The sequence below is a fragment of the Streptomyces hiroshimensis genome (assembly GCF_014650335.1).
GTDB lineage: Bacteria > Actinomycetota > Actinomycetes > Streptomycetales > Streptomycetaceae > Streptomyces > Streptomyces hiroshimensis.
On the sequence record NZ_BMUT01000004.1, the window covers coordinates 243,066 to 262,724 of the forward strand.

The 19,659-nt window shown below is 74.1% G+C and carries 11 protein-coding genes; 6 read left to right on the forward strand and 5 right to left on the reverse strand.

Annotated elements, in window-relative coordinates; genetic code table 11:
• Positions 1–38 precede the first annotated feature (38 nt).
• Together IE241_RS11960 and IE241_RS11965 are read right to left on the reverse strand one after the other, a co-directional pair.
• Positions 39–1,328: a cytochrome P450 gene (locus IE241_RS11960; protein WP_190021696.1), complete on the reverse strand. Its 1,290-nt coding sequence runs from the start codon at positions 1,326–1,328 to the stop codon at positions 39–41.
• Positions 1,329–1,383: 55 nt separating this feature from the next.
• A complete protein-coding gene (locus tag IE241_RS11965) occupies positions 1,384–2,604 on the reverse strand; it encodes a cytochrome P450 (RefSeq protein ID WP_190021697.1) in 1,221 nt (406 codons plus the stop codon).
• 330 nt (positions 2,605–2,934) lie between these two features.
• Here IE241_RS11965 and IE241_RS11970 point away from each other — a divergent pair, with 330 nt between their 5' ends.
• Together IE241_RS11970 and recQ are read left to right on the forward strand one after the other, a co-directional pair.
• Positions 2,935–5,049, forward strand: a complete 2,115-nt coding sequence (locus IE241_RS11970; protein WP_190021698.1) for a restriction endonuclease — start codon at positions 2,935–2,937, stop codon at positions 5,047–5,049.
• A 77-nt stretch (positions 5,050–5,126) separates the two neighbouring features.
• Positions 5,127–7,040 carry a DNA helicase RecQ gene (gene recQ, locus IE241_RS11975; RefSeq protein ID WP_190021699.1) on the forward strand — a complete coding sequence of 638 codons (1,914 nt, stop codon included), beginning with the start codon at positions 5,127–5,129 and terminating at the stop codon, positions 7,038–7,040.
• A 119-nt stretch (positions 7,041–7,159) separates the two neighbouring features.
• Here recQ and IE241_RS11980 read toward each other — a convergent pair whose 3' ends face one another.
• Both IE241_RS11980 and IE241_RS11985 read right to left on the reverse strand, forming a co-directional pair.
• Positions 7,160–7,768 carry a class F sortase gene (locus IE241_RS11980; RefSeq protein ID WP_229899192.1) on the reverse strand — a complete coding sequence of 203 codons (609 nt, stop codon included), beginning with the start codon at positions 7,766–7,768 and terminating at the stop codon, positions 7,160–7,162.
• Positions 7,769–8,098: 330 nt separating this feature from the next.
• The gene (locus IE241_RS11985) at positions 8,099–8,752 is read right to left on the reverse strand and encodes a GVDTG sorting domain-containing protein (protein WP_190021700.1); all 654 of its coding nucleotides are present in this window, start codon (positions 8,750–8,752) and stop codon (positions 8,099–8,101) included.
• A gap of 336 nt (positions 8,753–9,088) precedes the next feature.
• Here IE241_RS11985 and IE241_RS11990 point away from each other — a divergent pair, with 336 nt between their 5' ends.
• The 4 genes from IE241_RS11990 (at position 9,089) to IE241_RS12005 (ending at position 17,635) form a co-directional block, all read left to right on the forward strand.
• Positions 9,089–11,002 (forward strand): trypsin-like peptidase domain-containing protein, encoded by a 1,914-nt coding sequence (locus IE241_RS11990; protein ID WP_190021701.1) that lies wholly within the window; start codon positions 9,089–9,091, stop codon positions 11,000–11,002.
• Between the two features lie 134 nt (positions 11,003–11,136).
• Positions 11,137–13,503 carry a tetratricopeptide repeat protein gene (locus IE241_RS11995; protein WP_190021702.1) on the forward strand — a complete coding sequence of 789 codons (2,367 nt, stop codon included), beginning with the start codon at positions 11,137–11,139 and terminating at the stop codon, positions 13,501–13,503.
• A gap of 104 nt (positions 13,504–13,607) precedes the next feature.
• Complete coding sequence (locus IE241_RS12000) at positions 13,608–15,272, forward strand: vWA domain-containing protein (protein ID WP_190021703.1); 1,665 nt, start codon at positions 13,608–13,610, stop codon at positions 15,270–15,272.
• On the forward strand, positions 15,269–17,635 hold the full coding sequence (locus tag IE241_RS12005) for a GlnX family signal transduction membrane protein (RefSeq protein WP_190021704.1): 2,367 nt from the start codon (positions 15,269–15,271) through the stop codon (positions 17,633–17,635). The genes IE241_RS12000 and IE241_RS12005 overlap by 4 nt, the downstream gene beginning before the upstream one ends.
• A gap of 64 nt (positions 17,636–17,699) precedes the next feature.
• On the opposite strand, the gene IE241_RS12010 is transcribed toward IE241_RS12005, so the two are convergent.
• The gene (locus IE241_RS12010; RefSeq protein WP_190021705.1) at positions 17,700–19,559 is read right to left on the reverse strand and encodes a DUF8823 domain-containing protein; all 1,860 of its coding nucleotides are present in this window, start codon (positions 19,557–19,559) and stop codon (positions 17,700–17,702) included.
• Positions 19,560–19,659 lie beyond the last annotated feature (100 nt).

The following is a 19,659-nucleotide window of genomic DNA, read 5'->3' on the forward strand; positions in this document are numbered from 1 at the left end:
CGTGATCTGCGTGATCTGCGTGATCTGCGTGATCCGGTCTACCAGGCGACCGGAAGGGATTCCGGGCCGCGGTTGATGGAGCCCCGGCGCCAGCGCATCTCGTGTTCGGGGACGGCGAGCCTCAGGTCCGGGAAGCGGTCCAGGAGGGCGGTGAGCATGACCTCGGCCTCCATCCTGGTCAGCAGGGCGCCGACGCAGTAGTGCGGGCCGTGGCCGAAGGACAGGTTCGGGGCGTCGTCGCGGGTGAGGTCGAGGCGGTCCGGGTCGCGGAAGACCGAGGGGTCGCGGTTGGCGGCCAGGTAGGAGACGTAGACGACCTCGCCGCTGCGGATCCTCGCCTCGCCCACCTCGATGTCCTCGGTGGCGATGCGGGGCAGACCGACGCCGTTGCGGTGCGGGATGAAGCGCAGGAGCTCTTCCACGGCCTGGGGCAACAGGTCCGGTTCGGCGCGCAGCCGGGCCAGTTGCTCGGGGTGGGTGAGCAGCGCGTAGACCATGTTGGACACCTGGTTGCGGACGGCGTCCATGCCGTTGAGCACGAGCATCACCGCGAGCGAGATCAGCTCCGGCATGCTGAGGCCGTCCACCTCCTTGTTCTGGGCCTCGACCAGGGCGCTGAACAGGTCGTCGCCCGGGTGCTCGCGGCGGTGCGCGGCCATGGCCTTGAAGTAGCCCGCGATCTCGCCCTTGACGGCGTTGCTCTCCTGCTCGGAGTGGTTGCTGGAGAGGATGACGCTGCGCCAGTTCTGCAGCCGGCCGAGGTCGTGGGCCGGGACGCCGAGGAGCTCGCCGATGAGCTGGGCGGGCAGGGGACCGGTGAGCCACTCGGTCAGATCCGCCGGGGCGCCCTGCTCCGCCATACGGGAGAGCATCTGACCTGCGAGCTCCTCGGCGCGGGGGCGCAGGGCGGCGACGCGCTTGCGGCCGAAGGTGAGGGCCACGTGACGGCGGATCCGGGTGTGGTCGGGCGGGTCGGTGCGGCCGACGCCTCCGGCCGGGGCCACGACGTGCGGCGTCATGCTGGTGACCGGCCGGTCGACGGTGAGGGCGCGGCTCAGCCGGGGGTCGGCGGCGACGGTCTTGACGTCCTCGTACCGCGTGGCCAGCCAGGCGTCGCCCTCGCCGAACCGCAGCCGGATCCGGGCGATCGGCTCCTCGCGCAGCAGGCGGTGCATGAGCGGGTCGAATTCCAGGCCGGGGAGGTGCTCCACCGGCCAGTCGTGGACCGTCTCGCCCGGTGTGCGGAAGGCGGGGCAGGACTCCCCGGGCCCGGCGGGCTCGGGGGCGGACGACGCATCGGGTGCCGGATTCGTCAGCGGTTCGGCCATCGGACCCTTCCTCGCATACCGGGCTCGCCCATCAGGCTCAGGGCACTCACCACGCTCACCACGCGACGGGCAGGTGCTCAGGCCCCCGGATGAGCGCGCTCCGCTGCCACCGGATCTTCTCCACCGGCTCCGCGAGGCGCAGGTCCGGGAAGCGCGCGATCAGGCTGGTGAGGATGATCTCGGATTCCAGGCGGGCGAGCATCGAGCCCAGGCAGAAGTGCGGCCCGTGCCCGAAGGACAGGTGCGGATTGTGCTCCCGGTCGAAGTCGAGCTCGTCCGGGTGGTCGAAGACGGAAGGGTCGCGGTTGGCCGTGAGGTACGAGGAGTGCACCACTTCCCCGGCCCGGATCAGGACGCCCCCGACCTCCACGTCCTCCATGGCGATGCGGCCGAGGCCGACGGCGTTGCGGTGCGGGATGTAGCGCAGCAGCTCCTCGATCGCCTGCGGGAGCAGCCCGGGCTCGCGGCGCAGCCGCTCCAGGTGGTGGGGGTGGGTGAGCAGGGCGTAGACCATGTTGCTGCTGTTGTTGCGCACGGCGTGGGCGGCGCTGGCCTGGATGAGCAGGGCGATGGCGACGGCTTCCTCCGTGCTGAGGTCGCCCTTCGCGATGGCGGCGGCCAGCTCGCTGGCGAGGTCGGGGCCCGGCTCCGCGCCCTTGCACGCCAGCATCTCCACGAAGTAGGCCGCCATCTCCGCCTTGGCGCGGTCGCTGGCCTCCCGCCCGTGGCCCGCGGACAGCAGGACCTCCGTCCAGCGCGCCATGCGCGGCAGGTCCTCCTCGGGCACGCCCATCAGATCGCTGATGACGGCCAGGGGCAGCGGCCCGTTGAGGTGTGCCATCAGATCCGCCGGGGGCCCCTCGCGCTCCATGGCGTCGAGGAGTTCACCGGCCACGCGCTCGGCACGCGGCCGGAGCCGCTCCAGGCTGGCGGGCGTGAAGGAGCGCGCCACGGCCTTGCGCAGCCGGGTGTGCTCGGGCGGATCGGCGAAGCCCACCGCCTCGTCGAGCGGGATGAAGTGGGGGGCCAGCCGGGTGATCGGGCGGCCGAGCACGGCCTGCCGGCTGAACCGCGGGTCGGACGTCACGAACTTGACGTCCTCATAGCGCGTCACGAGCCAGGCGTGCCCCTCGCCGTGGGGGAGCTTCACCCGGGCGATGGGCTCCTCCCGGAGCCGCTCGGCCATGAACGGGTCGAAATCGAGCCCGCGAAGATCCTCCACGGCCCAGAAGCGCACCGGGTACTGATCCGAGTCGGATGCTGTCGTGGTCACCATCAGCTGTCCCACCCACCCTGTTGCTTGCGAATGCTGGTGCTTGCGAATCCTTGTGAACGCTTGCGAACCGGCCGTCTGTGAACGATTTCCCTTCCAGGGCAAGCTCCCCGGAAAGCCGCACCTGCAACGGGGCACGCCGGGAAAATCACCCGTACGGCTGAGGAGACCGCCGAGGAGGGGTCCGGCCTCTTCCACACCGCCCCCCTCGTACGACTTGCAGCTGATCGGATTGTCCGTCAGGCGGCTAAAGTCGACTTGACCACTGGTTGTCGGGGCCAGTGCACGTGGTTCCGGGACGCCGGGTGTCCCGGGGGGAGGGCATGTATCCGCATGAGTCGTCGCTCCAGTGGACTGATAGGGATCTGGGCCGAAGCGCAGCGTCAGCAGCAGCGCCGGCGTGAGGCCGAGCACCGGGAACAGGTGCAGTTCCAAAGGGAGCAGGAGCGGCGGGAGCGTGCGGCGGCGCGGGATGCCTCGCGGGCCGACCGGGAGCAGCGGGCCGCCTACCGGCAGCGGCGCGAGGCCGAGGCCCGGCGGCGTACGGAGGAGATAGAGGCGCGCGTCGCGGAGCTGACCGGGCTGCTGGTGACCGGGTGTCAGGTGCCCGCGTTCTCCACCGCCGCGCTGCGCCGGCCCGAGGCCGTGGAGCCCTTCAGCCCCGGCCACCTCGGGCAGCCCGTCCCCATGCCGGACCCGGGGCTGTACCAGGCCCAGGGCGGCTGGGGCTTCGGCGCGGGGCACGGCCGTGAGCAGTACGAGCACGACCTGCGGACCGCGCAGGCCGCCGAGGCCACGCGCGTGCAGCAGCTGGCGGCGTACCGGGGGCAGTACGAGCAGTGGGCCGCCGGGCAGCTCGCCGAGATCCGGGAGCACAACGCGGGCGTGGAGGAGATGGTCACGGCGCTGCGCACCGGGGACCCCGACGCCGTCGTCGACTACTTCTCGGCCGCCCTCTACGCCTCCTCCGCGTGGCCCGGCGAGTTCCCGCACCAGGTGGCGGCCGCCTACGACCCGGCCGCGCGGCAACTGGTGCTGACGTGGGAGCTGCCGGGGTACGACGTCGTGCCGGAGGCGAAGGCCGTGCGGTACATGCCGACCGCCGACCAGGAGAAGGAGACGGTGCGGCCCGCGGCGCAACGCCGGGCCGTCTACCGGGACGTGCTGGCCCAGTGCGTCCTGCTGGTGCTGCGCGACCTGTTCGCGGCGGACGGGTCCGGGGCGCTGGAGTCCGTCGTCGTCAACGGCTTCGTCGACGACCACGACCCGGCCACGGGCCGCCGTGCACAGATCGTCCTCGCGTCGGCCACCGTCTCCCGCTCCGTCTTCGCCGGGCTGCACCTGGAGCAGGTCAGCGCCGTGGACTGCCTCACCGACGGGCTCGGCGGGCTGCTGTCCGCCCGGCCCGACCAGCTCGCCGCCGTGCGCCCGGGCCGGATGCCCGCCGACGTCGGCCGCGGCGTCGTCTCCCACGGGGGCGGCGACGACCCCGACCTCTACGAGATGGACCCGGTCGCGTTCGAGGCGCTCGTCGCCCAGCTCTTCCGCGCCCGGGGCATGCAGGCCGTGATGACGACCCGCTCCAACGACGGCGGCGTGGACGTCGAGGCCCTGGACCCCGACCCGATCAGCGGCGGCCGGATCATCGTGCAGGTGAAGCGGTACCGCAAGACGGTCCCGCCGACGGCCGTCAGGGACCTGTACGGCACGGTCCAGGGCGCCGGTGCCAACAAGGGCGTGCTGGTCACGACGTCCGGCTTCGGCCCCGGCTCGTACACCTTCGCGAACGGCAAGCCCCTGACGCTCGTCTCGGGCGAGGAGCTGGTGGGGCTGCTGGGGCGGCACGGGCTGCGGGGGCGGCTCGGCGGCGGCAGCGGGACGTCCGGCGGCCGGCAGCCCGCTCCCCCGGCGGGCGCCCCGGACGACGGCACGGCCGGAGAGCACGGCGGGGCCGGAGAGCACGCGGAGCACAACGTCCTCGGCATGTCCTGGTCCGGCGCCGTCGCCCTCGACGTGTGCGCCCTCGTCTGCCGGGGCACCAGCGTGCTCAGCGACGACCACTTCGTCTTCTTCAACAACCCCGCCACCCCCGACGGGGCCGTGCGCGCGGTGCCGCCGCCCCGCGGGGACAAGGCCGCCGTCCGCGTCGCCTTCGACGCGCTCCCGGCGGACGCCGACCGGCTCGTGCTCGTCGCGGCGATAGACCCCGCCGTCAACCCGGACGCCGATCTCGCGGGGTTCACCGACGCCCGGATCCGGCTGGCGGACGGCGCCGGGGCCGAGCTGGGGCAGCTGGAGGTCTCCGACGGCCGCGCGGGCGAGACCGCGCTCGTCCTCGGCTCCTTCCGGCGGCGCACGAGCGGCGACTGGGACTTCGTCCTCGGCGGGCAGGGGTACCGGGGCGGGCTGGAGGAGCTGCTGGGGGACTACGGGATCGAGGTCGCGTAGATCGCCGGGGCGGTGCGGGCCCCGTGAGTTATCCACAGGCCCCCGTGCGTGTCGGCGGCCCGCCCTAGACTTTCCGCATGGCCGACCTCACCGAGACCGCCCGCCCCGCTGACCCCTTCCCTTCCCCCTCCCCCACACCCGATGCCGCGGGCAGTGAGGCTCTGGGCTGCCTGCGGCGCGTCTTCGGTTACGACGCCTTCCGGGGCGATCAGGAGGCGATCATCGAGCACGTCGTCGCCGGCGGCGACGCGCTCGTCCTGATGCCCACCGGCGGCGGCAAGTCGCTGTGCTACCAGATCCCGGCCCTGGTCCGGCCCGGCGTCGGCGTCGTCGTCTCCCCGCTCATCGCCCTCATGCAGGACCAGGTGGACGCCCTGCGCGCCCTCGGCGTGCGCGCGGGCTTCCTCAATTCCACGCAGGATGCGGACGAGCGGCGGATGGTCGAGGCCGAGTTCCTCGCCGGCGAGCTCGACCTCCTCTACCTGGCGCCCGAGCGGCTGCGCGTGGAGAGCTCGCTGCGCCTGCTCGACCGCGGCAAGATCTCCCTCTTCGCCATCGACGAGGCGCACTGCGTGGCCCAGTGGGGCCACGACTTCCGGCCGGACTACCTGGCCCTGTCCGCGCTGCACGAGCGCTGGCCGGACGTGCCGCGCATCGCCCTGACCGCGACGGCCACCGAGGCCACCCACACCGAGATCGCGTCCCGGCTGAAGCTGCAGGACGCCCGGCACTTCGTCGCGAGCTTCGACCGGCCGAACATCCAGTACCGCATCGCGCCGAAGAACGACCCCAAGAAGCAGCTGCTGGAGCTCCTGCGCACCGAGCACGCCGGGGACGCGGGCGTCGTCTACTGCCTCTCCCGCAAGAGCGTGGAGGACACCGCGCACTTCCTGGCGCAGCACGGCATCGACGCCCTGCCGTACCACGCCGGGCTCGACGCGGGCACCCGCGCCGCCAATCAGGCGCGGTTCCTGCGCGAGGACGGGGTCGTCGTGGTGGCCACGATCGCCTTCGGCATGGGCATCGACAAGCCCGACGTCCGCTTCGTCGCCCACCTCGACCTGCCGAAGTCCGTCGAGGGGTACTACCAGGAGACGGGCCGCGCCGGGCGCGACGGCCTGCCGTCCACGGCCTGGCTGGCGTACGGCCTGCAGGATGTCGTCCAGCAGCGCAAGATGATCGACGGCTCCGAGGGGGACGACGCCCACCGCCGCCGCCTGGCCGCCCACCTCGATGCGATGCTGGCCCTGTGCGAGACCGTCGAGTGCCGCCGGGTGCGGCTGCTGGCGTACTTCGGGCAGGCGAGCGGCCCCTGCGGCAACTGCGACACCTGCCTCACCCCCGCCGAGACCTGGGACGGCACGGTCGCCTCCCAGAAGTTCCTCTCCGCGGTCTACCGGCTGGCGCGCGAGCGGCGGCAGAAGTTCGGCGCGGGCCAGATCATCGACATCCTGCTCGGCAAGAAGACCGCGAAGGTCGTCCAGCACGACCACGACGGCCTCACCGTCTTCGGCATCGGCACCGAGCTGAGCGTCGCCCAGTGGAGGGGCGTGGTGCGCCAGCTGCTGGCGCAGGGTCTGCTCGCCGTCGAGGGGGACTACGGCACGCTCGTCCTCACGGAGGCCAGCGGCGAGGTGCTCGGCGGGCGGCGCGAGGTGCGGCTGCGCAGCGAGCCGGAGCGGCCGGCGCGGGCCTCGGCGAAGTCGGGCGGCTCCGGGTCCGGCTCCGGCAAGCGGGCCGCGCCCGTCGACCTGCCCGCCGAGGCGGTCCCGGTCTTCGAGGCGCTGCGGGCGTGGCGCGCGGCCACGGCCAAGGAGCAGGGCGTCCCGGCCTACGTGATCTTCCACGACGCGACGCTGCGGGAGATCGCGACGGCCGCGCCCGCCTCGCTCGACGCCCTGGCCGGGGTGAGCGGCGTGGGCGAGAGCAAGCTGGCCAAGCACGGCGAGCGGATCCTGGAGCTGCTGGCGGAGATGCGGGGCGAGGAGTGAGCGGGCCGGGCCCGGGGCCGCGGCCGGGGCCGTGATCAGCGGGCCGCGGCGGCGGCCGTGATCAGCGGGCCGGGCCCCGGGGCCGGGGCCGTGATCAGCCGGCCGCGTGCCGCGTGCCCTCACCTCACCCCGGTGAGGTGGGCGTAGACGACCACGTTGCCCATGTAGGCGTGGCTCTCCTCGGAGAACCCTCCGCCACAGGTGATCACCCGCAGCTCGGCGCGCTTCGACGGCCCGTACACCTTCTGCGACGGGAAGTCCGTCCGGCTGTACACCTCGATCGCGTCGATGGTGAAGAGCGCCGTACGGCCGTCCGCGCGCGCCACCTCCACCCGGTAGCCCTTCTTCAGGGCGCCGAGGTTGTAGAAGACGGCGGGCCCGGTGTCGGTGTCGACGTGGCCTGCGACGACGGCGGTGCCGGTCGCGCCGGGCGCCGCGCCGTCCGCGTACCAGCCGACGAGGTTGGTCTCGTCGTCCCGCGGGCTGGAGAGGCTGCCGTCGCGCAGCAGGCCCAGCGGCTGCAGCGGCGCGTCGACGTCGATCGCCGGGATCCGGAACCGCGTCGGCACGGCGACCGGCAGCGGCGGCACCGCGCGCTCGCCGCGCACCGGGCCCAGGGGCGCCCCGGCGGCCGGGAAGGCCTCGGCCGCGGAGGGCTGCGGGGGCGGGTCCTGGATGTCGGCACCGCGCTGGATCAGCCAGCTCCCGAAGCACAGGGCGACGGCGATGCACGCGGCGGCGACGGCCTTGCGCCGGGACTCGCGCCGGGACTCGCGCGCCTGCTGCGAGGACCGCGGGGGGCGGCGAGGTCCGCGCGGGAGGGCTGCGGAGGGCCCGGCGGAGAGCGGGGCCGCCGGGGACACTGCGGCCGCCGCGGCCCGTCTGTTCGGATTCCGGCGCATCCGCCGCGAGTTCCGCGGCTTGCGGGAACCGTGCGCCCTGCGGACGGCCCGTTCGCCTGCGTTCTGCGACTGGGACATCGATCTCCTCCACCGCGCCCCTGGTCCCCGGACGCGCGCGCGTTCGGGGACCAGGGAACGGAGCCGGCCGGGGGCGCGTCAGACCCGGTTGCCGTTGCTGCCACGGCGCCGCAGGTACCAGGTGCCGCCCACCGCCGCGGTGGCCAGCACGGCCGCACCCGCCATGAGCTCGGTCATTCCGGAGTCGTCGCTGGTGGAGCCGACACCGGTCTTCATGCCGCCCTTCGGGGGCTTGGCCGGGGTGGAGGAGGAGCCGGAGCCCGAACCCGAGCCCGGTGCCGCACTCGCGCCCGACCCCGACCCCGAGCCCGAGCCCGACCCCGAGCCCGAGCCCGAGCCCGACCCCGAGCCCGTCGCCGGGCCGGCGCTCGATCCCGAGCCCGTGGAGACGACCAGGTCGCCCGTGGCCTCCTTGCCGCTGTGGCACTTGACGCCGATGCCGTACGTGCCGGCCTTCGCGCTGTTCGGAACCTTGAAGGTGCCGGCGACGGACTCCTTGTGCGAGCCCGGCTTGAGCTGGAACGAGGCCGGGCCGCCGACGGCGCTGGCGTCGCCCGTCCCCGAGCCGTTGGAGCCACAGGCGGTGGTGTTCACCGTGACCTCGGTGCCGGGCTTCGCGGGGTTCGGGCCGACCTCCAGCTTGCCGAAGTCCCCGGCGAGCGCGGGAGCGCTCGCCAGCCCGAGGGCGGCTATGGACAGGGCGGTCCCGGTGAGCACTCGTGAGTTACGCATGCTTGTTCCTCCGTGAGCGCGGCCGCGGCACTTCGATGTGCCACCGAAAGGAGTGGGGGGTCCGCGCTCCTCAGAGCCGAGCGAACCGGGATCCGGCCCCTCCCGCACCCTGACGTCACATCAGAATCGCCGGTCCGGAACGGCCCGGGCGCCTTGGCGGCAGCCGTAAGGGCAGGTCACGGAAGGTGACCGTACGGTAACCGGAACGATCGCCGCCGGACGCGGCAAACGGGTGAACCCCGGGGGGCGCGCGGCGCCCGCCGTGAATCACACGGAACGGTGACCCCGCAGTCGGAGGGGGCATTTCCGCCGGACGCGCGCGTATGCTCTGCGCCCATGGGGGAGGAGACCGAGGTCCCCGTCAACACCGAGATGCGCGGCGAGACTTGGCGGGTCCGCATTTCCACGTCCGGCGGGGACGTCCTGGGTGCCGGCATTCTGCTGGCCGCCGATGCGGTTCTCACCTGCGCCCATGTCATTCCCGCCGGTCCCTGTGACCCCGATCCCCGTACCCCCGGTCCCCGCGCCCCCGGTTCCCGCGACCCCCACGCCCCCGCCTCCCCGGCCGCCCCCGCCGGCGAGGTGCTGGTCGAGCTGGTCGGGGTGCCAGGCGCCCGCGCCGTCCCGGCCCGAGTGGCCGACGGCTGCTGGGTGCCGGAGCTGGAGGACTCCCGGGGCGATGTCGCCCTGCTCACCCTGGCCGAGCCGCAGGACGTCCGCCACGCCGCCCCGCTGCACCGCGTCGCACCCACCCGCGGCCGGACGGTATGGATGTGCGGCTTCCCCAGCACCAGGGAGCTCAAGGACGGGGTGTGGTTCCGGGCCACCCTGGCGGGTCCGTCGGGGCCGCGCGGCGAGTGGGTGCAGATGTTCCCCGTGACGCCGGAGGAGACGGTGCGGCCCGGCTTCAGCGGGGCCGCCGTGACGGACGCCGAGACCCACCGCGTCCTCGGCATGGTCGTCAGCCGCTACGACGACCGCTCGTCGGCCGCGCCCGCCGATCAGCGGCTGCACCTGTCGTACATGATCCCCATCGAGACCGTCGTCCGGCACCTGCCGGTCATCGCCCGCTACGTGAGCGGCGAGCGGGGCAACGGCCTGCCCTCGGTGCCGCGGAGCGCGGCCCGGGACCGTGACTTCGCCCGCTGGCTCGCGCGCTGGTTCGCCGGCGAGGAGGGCACGCGGCGGATGGAGGCGATCGTCATCAAGAAGGGCGAGGCGGTCCGCTCGGCCACGCTGAGCAGGGCGGTCGCCCTGGCGGACCGGGAACTCCCCGCGGACGCCCCGGATCCGGCCGGCGCCACCGCCTCGCCCCCACCGCACCTGCCCCCACCACACCTGCCACCGCATCTGCCACCGCAGAGACCCGACCCCCGGCCCCCGCCCCGCGCCAACGGCACCTCCCGCCGCCCCCCGCCCCCGTACGAGACGGAGGACGACGTCCTGCCGCCCCTCGGCAGCGTCGACCTCGCCCTGGACGTCTCCGGGGAGACCGTCGCCCGGGTCGCCGAGCGCGTCGCCGACCGCCTCGGGCTGCGCGCCGCCGACGGGGAGGGATCGGCGGTCGGCCGCCTCGGCGCGGCGAGGAGCGTGCCGCTGACGATCGTCGCCGAAGGCGTCGACTACGCGGTGGCCCCCCTGGCCCTGGTCGAGTTCACCGGGCTGCTGGCCGCCCGGGGCGCCCGGCTGCTCCTCGTCTTCCGCAACCCCGAATCGCAGAGCCTGGAGCTGGCGCTGAGGATGGCTGACCCCGCCAAGGACGACATCGCCGCCCGGCTCGACCGGGTGCGCGAGGGCATCGACAACATCGCGCGCCGCGAGCGCACCGCTTTCGAGAAGACCGCCCTGATCGCCCCGGTGCCCCCCGTGCCGCAGCGAGCGGCCGCCCTCCGGCTGGACCTCACGGCGCTGCGCAAGCACCCGGAGCCCGGCGGCGGGCGCTTCCTGACCGACCTCGGCGCCTTCGAGCGGACCGTGCAGTCGGCGCTCATGCGCATAGAGGAGGTGATCGGCCTGGCCGAGGCCCGGATCGCCCGGCGCAACGAGCTGCGCGGCCGGCTGGAGGCCTTCTTCGCACTGCTCGCCGCCCGCAGCCTGGAGGAGGAGCGGGCCGCCGCGCCCCTCTACCGCACCGCCCACAACCTCCTCTACCAGGCGCCCTGTGAGCTCACCGAGGCCGAGCGCGCCGTGGAGCGCTTCGCCGACGCCGTACGGCACCACACCCACCGCCCGCGAGGGGGCGACGCCTGATGACTCCACCCGGGAATCCCCCCGACCGCTGCAACCGGCCCGGCTGCAGCGGTCGTATCGAGGCGACCGGCTTCTGCGAACGGTGCTGCCGCCGCCCCCTGCCCGAGGCCCCGCCCTCGCCGGAGAGCCCTCCCATGCCCGAGAGCCCGTCGACGGCGGAGAGCCCGTCCACGGCCGGCACCCAAAGGCGGGCCCGGACCGACCGGCTGTTCACCGTGGGCCCCGCGGGCGACGGCCTCCTCGACCTGCCCCACATCGCCACGCCCTCCCCTGAAGCCCTGGTCGTCGAGGACCCCAAGGTCCCGGCCGGCGGCAAGACCTGCGGGCACGCCGGGTGCACCGCGATCGTCGCCCGTCCCTACGGCGGGCAGCCGGCCCTGCCCAAGGGCTTCTGCGAACGGTGCGGCCACGCCTACGACTTCACCCCGCGCCTGGCCCCCGGCGATCTGGTCGGCGGGCAGTACCGCGTGGTGGGGTGCGTGGCCAACGGCGGCCTCGGCTGGGTCTACCTCGCGCACGACATCCGGCTGGAGAACAACCCCGTGGCCCTCAAGGGCCTCATCAACACCCGCGACCCCGACGCCCTGCACAACATGGGCGTGGAGCGGAACAACCTCATCAGCAACAGCCACCCCGACATCGTCCGCATCATCAACTTCGTCACCCACCCGGAGCCCGCGGCAGGCGGCGGCGCACCGGACGGGGACGGCCCGGACAGCAACGGCGACGGCGACGGCAATGGCGACAGCGACGTCCCCACCCGTTACATCGTCATGGAGTTCGTGCGCGGCATGCTCCTCTCCCAGGTGCGCGAGCGGATCATCCGCCGCGAGGGCCCCTTCGGCGAGGACCGCATCTTCGAATACGTCCTGTCCTACGGCTGCCGCATCCTCGACGCCCTGGAGAGCCTGCACCGCAAGAACTACGTCTACTGCGACCTCAAGCCCAACAACGTCATGCACTACGCGGACCAGATCAAGGTCATCGACCTCGGCGCCACCCGCAAGCTGGGCGACGAGGACGGCGTCCTCTTCGGCGCCCGCGGTTTCACCGCCCCCGAGGTCGTCCGCCTCGGCATCCGGGGCCTGTCCGTCCGATCGGACCTCTTCAGCCTCGGCATGACCCTGCGCGCCCTCTCGGACCACGCCGACCGGCAGCCCCCGGGCCTCGGTGCCGAGTCCTACCGGCGGGCCATCGCCCGCGCCACCGCGGAGAAGGCGGCCGACCGCTTCGCCTCGGCCCGCGAGATGGCCGAGCAACTGCGCGGCGTCCTGCGCGAGATCCGCTGCCTGCGCACCGGCACCGAGCACCCCGAGCCGTCCACGCTCTTCGCCCCCGCCGCCACCCTCCTCGACGCCTCGCTCGGGCGCGTGCCTCCCCTGGAGCGCTGGCTGAGCGGCGAGCGGCGCCCGCTCCTCGACCCCGGCCTGCCCGCGGCCGACCGCGTCCCGCGCCACCTGCCCGTGCCCTACCCCGACCCCGGCGACCCGGCCGCGGCCCTGCTGGGCCAGCCCACCACGAGCGGTCCGCGCCGCCTGATCCAGCAGCTGTCCACCTCGGAGCACAAGCGGGTGTCGGTGGAGATCCGCCTCCGGCAGCTGCGCGCCCACCTCGAACTGAGCGAACTCGACGCCGCGGAGCAGCGTCTGGCGACCGCTGGGAAACTCCTGGGCGACCGGGCCTCCCACGACTGGCGGATCTCCTGGCACCGGGGCCTGATCCACCTCGCCCGGAGCGAGCCGGGCGCCGCGGAGGGCGAGTTCGACCGCGTGTACCGCGATCTGCCCGGCGAGTACGCCCCCAAGCTGGCCCTCGGCTACTGCGCGGAGCGGCGCGGCGACGCGGCCGCCGCCGAGCGCTACTACCAGGCCGTATGGCAGCGCAACCGCTCCCAGGGCAGCGCCGCCTTCGGGCTCGCCCGGCTGCGGCTGGCCGACGGCGACCGCACCGGCGCCGTCGAGATCCTCGAAGGCCTGCCCGAAGCGTCCCGCCACTACGACGCCGCCCGCATCGCCTGCGTGCGCATCTTCTCGGGGCGCCTCTGCGCCGACGGCGACAGCGCACCACCCGGCCGACCACCCGGCCGACCGCCCGGCCACGGACCGTCCTGCCCCGGGCTGCCCGGCCGCGCCGACCTGGCCTCGGCCCTGGACCGGCTGCCCCGGCTCTATCTGGACGAGGGCCACCCCGGCGGCCCGGCCCGCGACCGGCTGGAGGCGGAGACGCTCGAAGTGGCCCTGGAACGCGTACGGGCGGAAGCGGCGGCCGGCGTGCGGGGCGGCACGGCCGGCGGCGGAGGCGAGCGCGTGGGCGGCACGGCCGGCAACCAGGGCGGCGGCAGCACCGCGCTCTTCGGTGCGGGCGACGAGGAAGAAGAGTTCGCCCTCCGCACCCGGCTGGAGGCGAAGCTGCGTCGGCTGGCCCGGCAGGCGCCCACCCCCGGCGGCCTCGCCGCCCTGGTCGACCTGGCGAACAGCGTCCGCCCCAGGACCCGCTTCTGACACGAGGGAACGCATGGACCGAGGCAACGGACCGAAGCAAGGGACCGAGGCAGGGGACCGAGGCAAGCGAGGCAAGGGACCGACGCGATGAACCGAGATACGCGATGAACCGGGACGACGCCGCGGGCCCGCAGGACCGCGCACCGACGGCGGCCCTGCCCGCTCTCACCGTCCAGCTGGGACAGAACAAGTACCTGCCGGCCGGCCCCGAAGCCGTGCCGGCCCACGCCATCCTCACCGTCGAGGGCCACGGCCTGGGCGGGCTCACCGCCCACGCCTCCTCCGCCGAGGTCGTCGTCATCGACTGCTCGGGGTCGATGAACTGGCCCAGCACGAAGATCTCGGCGGCCCGCAAGGCGGCGGCCGCCGCCATCGGCGTCCTGCGCGACGGCACCCGCTTCGCCCTCGTCGAAGGCACCGACAAGGCCCGCGTCGTCTATCCCGCGACCGGCCGGCTGGCCGTCGCGGGCCCCGCCACCCGGGCCGACGCCGCCCGTACCGCCCACGCCCTCGTCGCCGCGGGCGGCACGGCCGTCGCCTCCTGGCTCGCCTGCGCCCGCGATCTGCTCACCGCCCCGGAGCAGGACCACCCCATCCGGCACGCCCTCCTGCTGACCGACGGCAGGAACGAGCACGACCGGCCCGGCGAGCTGGAGCGCGTCCTCGCCGACTGCACGGGGAAGTTCACCTGCGACGCGCGCGGCATCGGCGACCAGTGGGCGGCCGCCGAGCTGCGGGCGATCGCCTCCCGGCTGCACGGCAAGGCGGACGCCGTCGAGCGCGACTCCGACCTGGAGGACGAGTTCCGCACGATGATGACGAGCGCCATGGCCAAGGCGCTGCCCGGCATCCGCATCCGCGTCCGGCCGCGCGCCGGCAGCGAGATCCGTTTCTTCAAGCAGGTCTTCCCCACCGAGCTGGACCTGACGAAGGAGGGCGTGCAGTCCGGCGAGCGCAGCTGGGATTTCCCGACCGGCGCGTGGGGCGACGAGTCCCGTGACTACCACCTGTGCGTCACGGCCGACCGCGCCGGCGACCCCATGGGCGAGGACATGCAGCTGGCCTCGGTGTCGCTGGTGCCCGACGCCGTCGGCGACCACCCCGCCGAGGCCGTCGTCGCCGTGCCCCTGCCCGTGCCGCTGCTCGTCCACTGGACCGACGACGCCGGCCTGTCCACGCAGGTCCATCCGCGCGTCGCCCACTTCGCCGGCCACGCCGACCTGGGCCGGGCGGTCAACGCCGGCTGCGAGGCGTACGAGCGCGGCGACCGCGCGGCCGCGGAGGAGGAGTGGGGCCGGGCCGTGCGGCTCGCCCACGAACTCGGCGACGAGAAGATGCTGCGCCGGCTGCGGCGCCTGGTGCGCATCGACGACGCCGGGGAGGGGCGGGTCCGGCTGCTCGGCGTCATCGCGGCCGGTGACCTCAACGCGGCCTGGGTGGGCTCCGACCACAGCACGCAGACGCACAAGTCCTGGGAGCCGCCGCCCGGGTCGCCCGAGCCCGCTCCGCCGCCCTCCGTGCCCGGGCCGCGGCGGGTGCCCGGTGCGGCGGACGCCCGTATCTGCGGCGCCCCCGGCGCGTCCGGTGTGCCCGACGTCGTATGTCCCCGCCCTCAGTGCGGGCGCATCTCCCCCGGCACGGCGAAGGTCTGCCCCAAGTGCGGGCACAGCCTCCCGGCGAGGGGCGCGTCGCCCGCGTCACCCGCGCCGCTCGCCCCGCCCGAGCAGCACGAGCGGCCGGAGCACGAGCCACCGGAGCCGCCCGCATGACCACCCCCGCGAACAGCTCTGCGAACAGCCCGGCGAACAGCTCCGCAGACGGCTCTGCGAACAGCCCGGCCCGCAGTCCCGCGCACAGCCTCGCGTACGGCTCCGCGCACACCAGACCCTGGCTGATACGCCGGCTGGCCGCCCTGCTGGTGGCGACGGTGCTGGCCTGCGGCGCCCTCCTCGCGGCGTACTACGGGGTGAGCCGGGACGCCGCCCAGGTGCCGGACCGCACCGTGCCGGCGATGGCCCACGTCGCCGCGACGGAGAAGGCCCTGCAGGACTCGCTGAAGGCGGCGGACACCGCCCTGCACAGCCCGGCCGCCGCCACGGAGGGCCCCGGCGAGGACTACCGCGCAAAGATCAACGCCGCCTTCAGGAGCCTGGAGAAGGCGGCCGCCACCACCGTCGCGGGCTCCGCAGGGCAGAGCGCCCTGAGCACGGTGGCCGGCCAGCTCTCCTCGTACGACTACCTCATCGGGCAGGCCGCCCGCAGCCAGGCCGACGACAAGCTCCGCGACACCTATCTGCACTACGCCGACAGCACGCTGAACCGCAAGAAGAGCGGCGCCATCGCCCGGCTCGCGAAAGTCCAGGACCGGCAGACCGCCGTGCTGGACTCCCAGACGTCGACCGGCTGGCTGCTCAAGCTCGCCTGGGGCGTGGCGGTCCTCCTGTGGTGCGCACTGGCCTGGCTGCTCGTCGACACCCAGCTCTTCCTCCGACGCCGCTTCCGCCGCCGCTTCAACGGCCCCCTCGCGGGGGCCACCCTGCTGCTGGCGGGGCTCGTGCCGCTGCTCCTGGCCGCCGCCGTGCAGCTCCAGGACGACCTCGGCCTGGCCTACGACGCGGCCCGCGGCGGCGAGGTCTCCGGCAGCGTCCCGGAGACGGTGCGCGACGGCATGCAGGACACGCGGTGGCTGACCGCCGTGCCCGCCTGGATCCCCCTGGCGGCCGTCGTCATCGCCGCGCTGGCCGTCCTCGGCCTCCAGCCTCGCATCGAGGAGTACCGCTTCGCGCGCGTGCCGCAGAGCCTGGGGCGGCGGATCCGCTCCTTCGAGGCCGCGACCGTCCTCCTCGTCGTGTGGCTGGTGCTGTTCCCCGCCGTCGGCAGGGGCGACGCGCGCACCGAGCACCACGGGCGCGTCAGCGTCCTCGCCCCGTGGACCGACACCGAGGAGAAGCGCTTCCGCCAGGTCCTCGACGCGTACTCCGCGAAGTACCACGTCGACGTCGACTACCAGGGCACCACGGCCCTGCGCGAGGTGCTGCTCTCCCGGCTGAACGCGGGCAACGCCCCGGACGTCGCGATCCTGCCGAGCCCCGGCGAGGTCCGCGAGTACATCGGCTCGGAGACCCCGCCGCAGGAACTCACCCCCGTCCTCAAGGGCGCCCTGGACGGGTACGGCCCGCTGTGGGCCCCCAGGACCGGCGACAAGGTCTACGCCGTCGCGGTCAAGGCCGATCTGAAGAGCGTCGTCTGGTACGACCCCGGCCGCGGTCAGGACCTGCGCACGCTCGCGGCCCAGGGCGGCCGGTGGTGCGCGGGCATGGGTGACGACGCCACCTCCGGCTGGCCGGGCACGGACTGGATCGAGGACATCCTGCTGCAGCAGAGCGGCACGGTGGCCTACGAGGAGTGGGCCCGGGGCAAGCTGCCGTGGTCGCGCGGGGCGGTGGCCGAGGCCTGGCGGACGTTCGGGGGGATCTTCACCAAGGGCCCGGCCGCGGCCGCCCTGAGCCAGGACTTCGCGAAGAGCATCTTCTCCTCGCCGTGCTCCCTGCAGCACCAGGGATCGTTCATCCGCGACGCCGACTACACCCGCCGCGCGGCCTTCGTGCCCACGCGGGAGGTGCTCCCCGAGATCGCCCGGCAGCCCGCCGCCTCCGAGGTGTCCGCGGACTTCGCGACGCTCTTCGGGAAGAGCGGGGCCGCCCGGGATCTGATGCGCTTCCTCGCCTCCCCGCAGGGCCAGCGCGCCTGGGCCGAGGCACCGGCCCCCGACCCCGGCCCCGGCAAGGACGGGCAGCAGGGAGCGGACGGAAAGGCCGCGAAGGACCCGGGCAACCCCGGCCGGCCCTTCTTCGTCACCGCGGACGCACCGCAGCCCGGCCCCTCCGAGCGCGTCAACGCCGCCGTCGCCGAGGCCCTCCGCGACCGGAAGCCGCCCAAGTGCCTGGACGCCTCGGACGTCATGCCGCTGCGGATGCGCTTCGCCTTCCAGCACGCGGTGCTGGACTACCTGAGCGACCCCGGCCCGGAGCGGCAGCAGAAGGTGCTGGACTACCTGGAAGGCGTGCGGAAGGACCTCAAGCCCCCGCAGGGCACCGCCGCAGCCGGGTCACCACCGCAAGTCTGCGAGTGACCCGGCAGATCCGAAAGATCCGGCACGTCCGGCAGGTCCGGCAGATCCAAAGGATCCGGCAGCGCTACTTCGCCAGCTTGTCCGGGCAGCCCGTGCCGCGCGGCAGCTTGTAGCGCGCCACGATGTGGTACGTGCCCGGCTTCGGCGCGCGCAGCAGCGTCCAGTCGTCCTCCGGCCGGTCCTCGCGGGCCTCCTGGACCTCCTTGGACAGGCAGCCGTTGACGTTGACCGCCGGCTCGCCGCGCGGCCCCGCCTTCGGGGGCTGGACGTCCTTGCCGTCCTTGTCGACCAGGCCCAGCCACGGCGAGTACGGGATGCGGATGAGCACCGGGCCCGGCTTGTCCACGGTGATCGTGAGGCCCTCCGCGTCCGTGCGCTCCACGACCGCAGGGGGGTCGGCGAGCGGCGTCGGCGCCTCGACCTCGTACAGCCGCCAGTTGTCGTCGGACCACACCTGGCGCAGGTAGGGCTGGCCCTTGGCGACGAGCTTGGCCTCGTCGACGGCCGCGGGGTCCGGCTCGTCGGTGGGCAGCACGACGTAGTGCACGGCCCAGCGGTCGAGCCAGGCGCGGTAGCTGGAGGAGTTCAGCAGGCCGGGCTCGTAGAAGAGCGGGTTGCGCTCGCGGTCGGCCTGCCGGTTCCAGCCGCGGGCGAGGTTGACGTACGGGGTGAGGGCCGAGGACTCGCGGTGGCTGCGGGCGGGCACGACCTCGACCCGGCCCCGCGCCGCGTCGGTCTGCTGCAGCCGGTTCACCAGGGGCGCGAGTTCACGCGCCCAGGAAGCGGCGGGCGTGGTGTGGATGATGTCGCCGATGGCGTTGGCGAGCTGCCACGACGTGCACGTGACGAGGGCGAGGATGAGCGCCGTCCAGCGCAGGCCGCTCTTGAGCAGCTCCGCCGGCCGCGGCACCTTGAGCTCCGGCAGGGCCGCGACGAGCACCGTCCCGCCGAAGATCATGCCGAGCCGGGAGACGTTCGTACCGATCTGGGAGGGGATGAGCCAGACCAGCAGGACGGCCAGGACGTAGAGCGCCGAGGCCATCCGGACCGTGCGCCACTCCTTGGGGACGAACACCACCCCGAAGACGCCGCTCAGCAGCGGCAGGATCGCCGAGACGAAGGCCATCGGCTGGTGACCCGAGAACGGGAACAGCCACGCCGACAGACCCACCACCACGGCCGGGGAGACGCCCAGCGCGTACGCCGCCGGGCGCCGCTTGCCCAGCCACAGGGCGGCCGCGACGAAGCCCACGAACAGGCCGGCCACCGGGCTCGACGCCGTCGCCAGCGCGGCCGCCAGCGCGGCCAGCCCCGCACGGCCCCAGCGGTACTTGCCCACCGAGCGCCAGCGCATCGGCCAAGCGAAGATCACGGCGACGGCCGCCAGGCCGAACATCGTGCCGAGCCCGAAGGTGACCCGGCCGGATATCGCGTTGCACGTCAGCGCGAAGGTGCCGTACAAGGCCGGCACGAGCGGCCGGCGCACGACCCTGCTGCGCACGAGCAGCAGGGCGATCAGGCCGGCGGACAGCGTGCCCGCGATCATCATCGTGGTGCGGACGCCGATGCTGGCCATCAGGTACGGCGAGATCACGCTGTACGAGACGGGGTGCATGCCGCCGTACCAGGCGAGGTTGTACGCCGAGTCGGGGTGCTGGCCCACGAACTCGGCCCAGGCGTCCTGGGCGGCCAGGTCGCCGCCGCTGTTCGCGAACACGTACACCCAGAGCACGTGCGCCGCCGCCGCCACACACAGGGTGGCGAGGACGGGGCGGCCGGCCGTCGCGCGGCCCGCGCGCCTCAGACGCCCGCGCAGGCCTGTGCCGCCGGAGGGTTGCGGAGCTCCTGGGAAGCCGGAGCCTCGCCCGTCCTGCTCACCCGGCTCGTCCGGCTTGCCGGCCCGTGCCGGGTCCACGGTGGTCACTGCAGTTCTCCCCGTCTTCCCCCGGAGGTCATCCCCCATCTTCGCGCTGCCCCGGTCCTACGGGTAGCGGCACGGCGCCGGCCGTGCTCAAACCCTCGCG

What these genes read in the sequence shown, in the direction of transcription:
- IE241_RS11960 (WP_190021696.1), bottom strand. Translation starts at nt 1,328, where the DNA reads ATGGCCGAACCGCTGACGAATCCGGCACCCGATGCGTCGTCCGCCCCC.
- IE241_RS11965 (WP_190021697.1), bottom strand. Translation starts at nt 2,604, where the DNA reads ATGGTGACCACGACAGCATCCGACTCGGATCAGTACCCGGTGCGCTTC.
- IE241_RS11970 (WP_190021698.1), top strand. Translation starts at nt 2,935, where the DNA reads ATGAGTCGTCGCTCCAGTGGACTGATAGGGATCTGGGCCGAAGCGCAG.
- recQ (WP_190021699.1), top strand. Translation starts at nt 5,127, where the DNA reads ATGGCCGACCTCACCGAGACCGCCCGCCCCGCTGACCCCTTCCCTTCC.
- IE241_RS11985 (WP_190021700.1), bottom strand. Translation starts at nt 8,752, where the DNA reads ATGCGTAACTCACGAGTGCTCACCGGGACCGCCCTGTCCATAGCCGCC.
- IE241_RS11990 (WP_190021701.1), top strand. Translation starts at nt 9,089, where the DNA reads ATGGGGGAGGAGACCGAGGTCCCCGTCAACACCGAGATGCGCGGCGAG.
- IE241_RS11995 (WP_190021702.1), top strand. Translation starts at nt 11,137, where the DNA reads ATGCCCGAGAGCCCGTCGACGGCGGAGAGCCCGTCCACGGCCGGCACC.
- IE241_RS12000 (WP_190021703.1), top strand. Translation starts at nt 13,608, where the DNA reads ATGAACCGGGACGACGCCGCGGGCCCGCAGGACCGCGCACCGACGGCG.
- IE241_RS12005 (WP_190021704.1), top strand. Translation starts at nt 15,269, where the DNA reads ATGACCACCCCCGCGAACAGCTCTGCGAACAGCCCGGCGAACAGCTCC.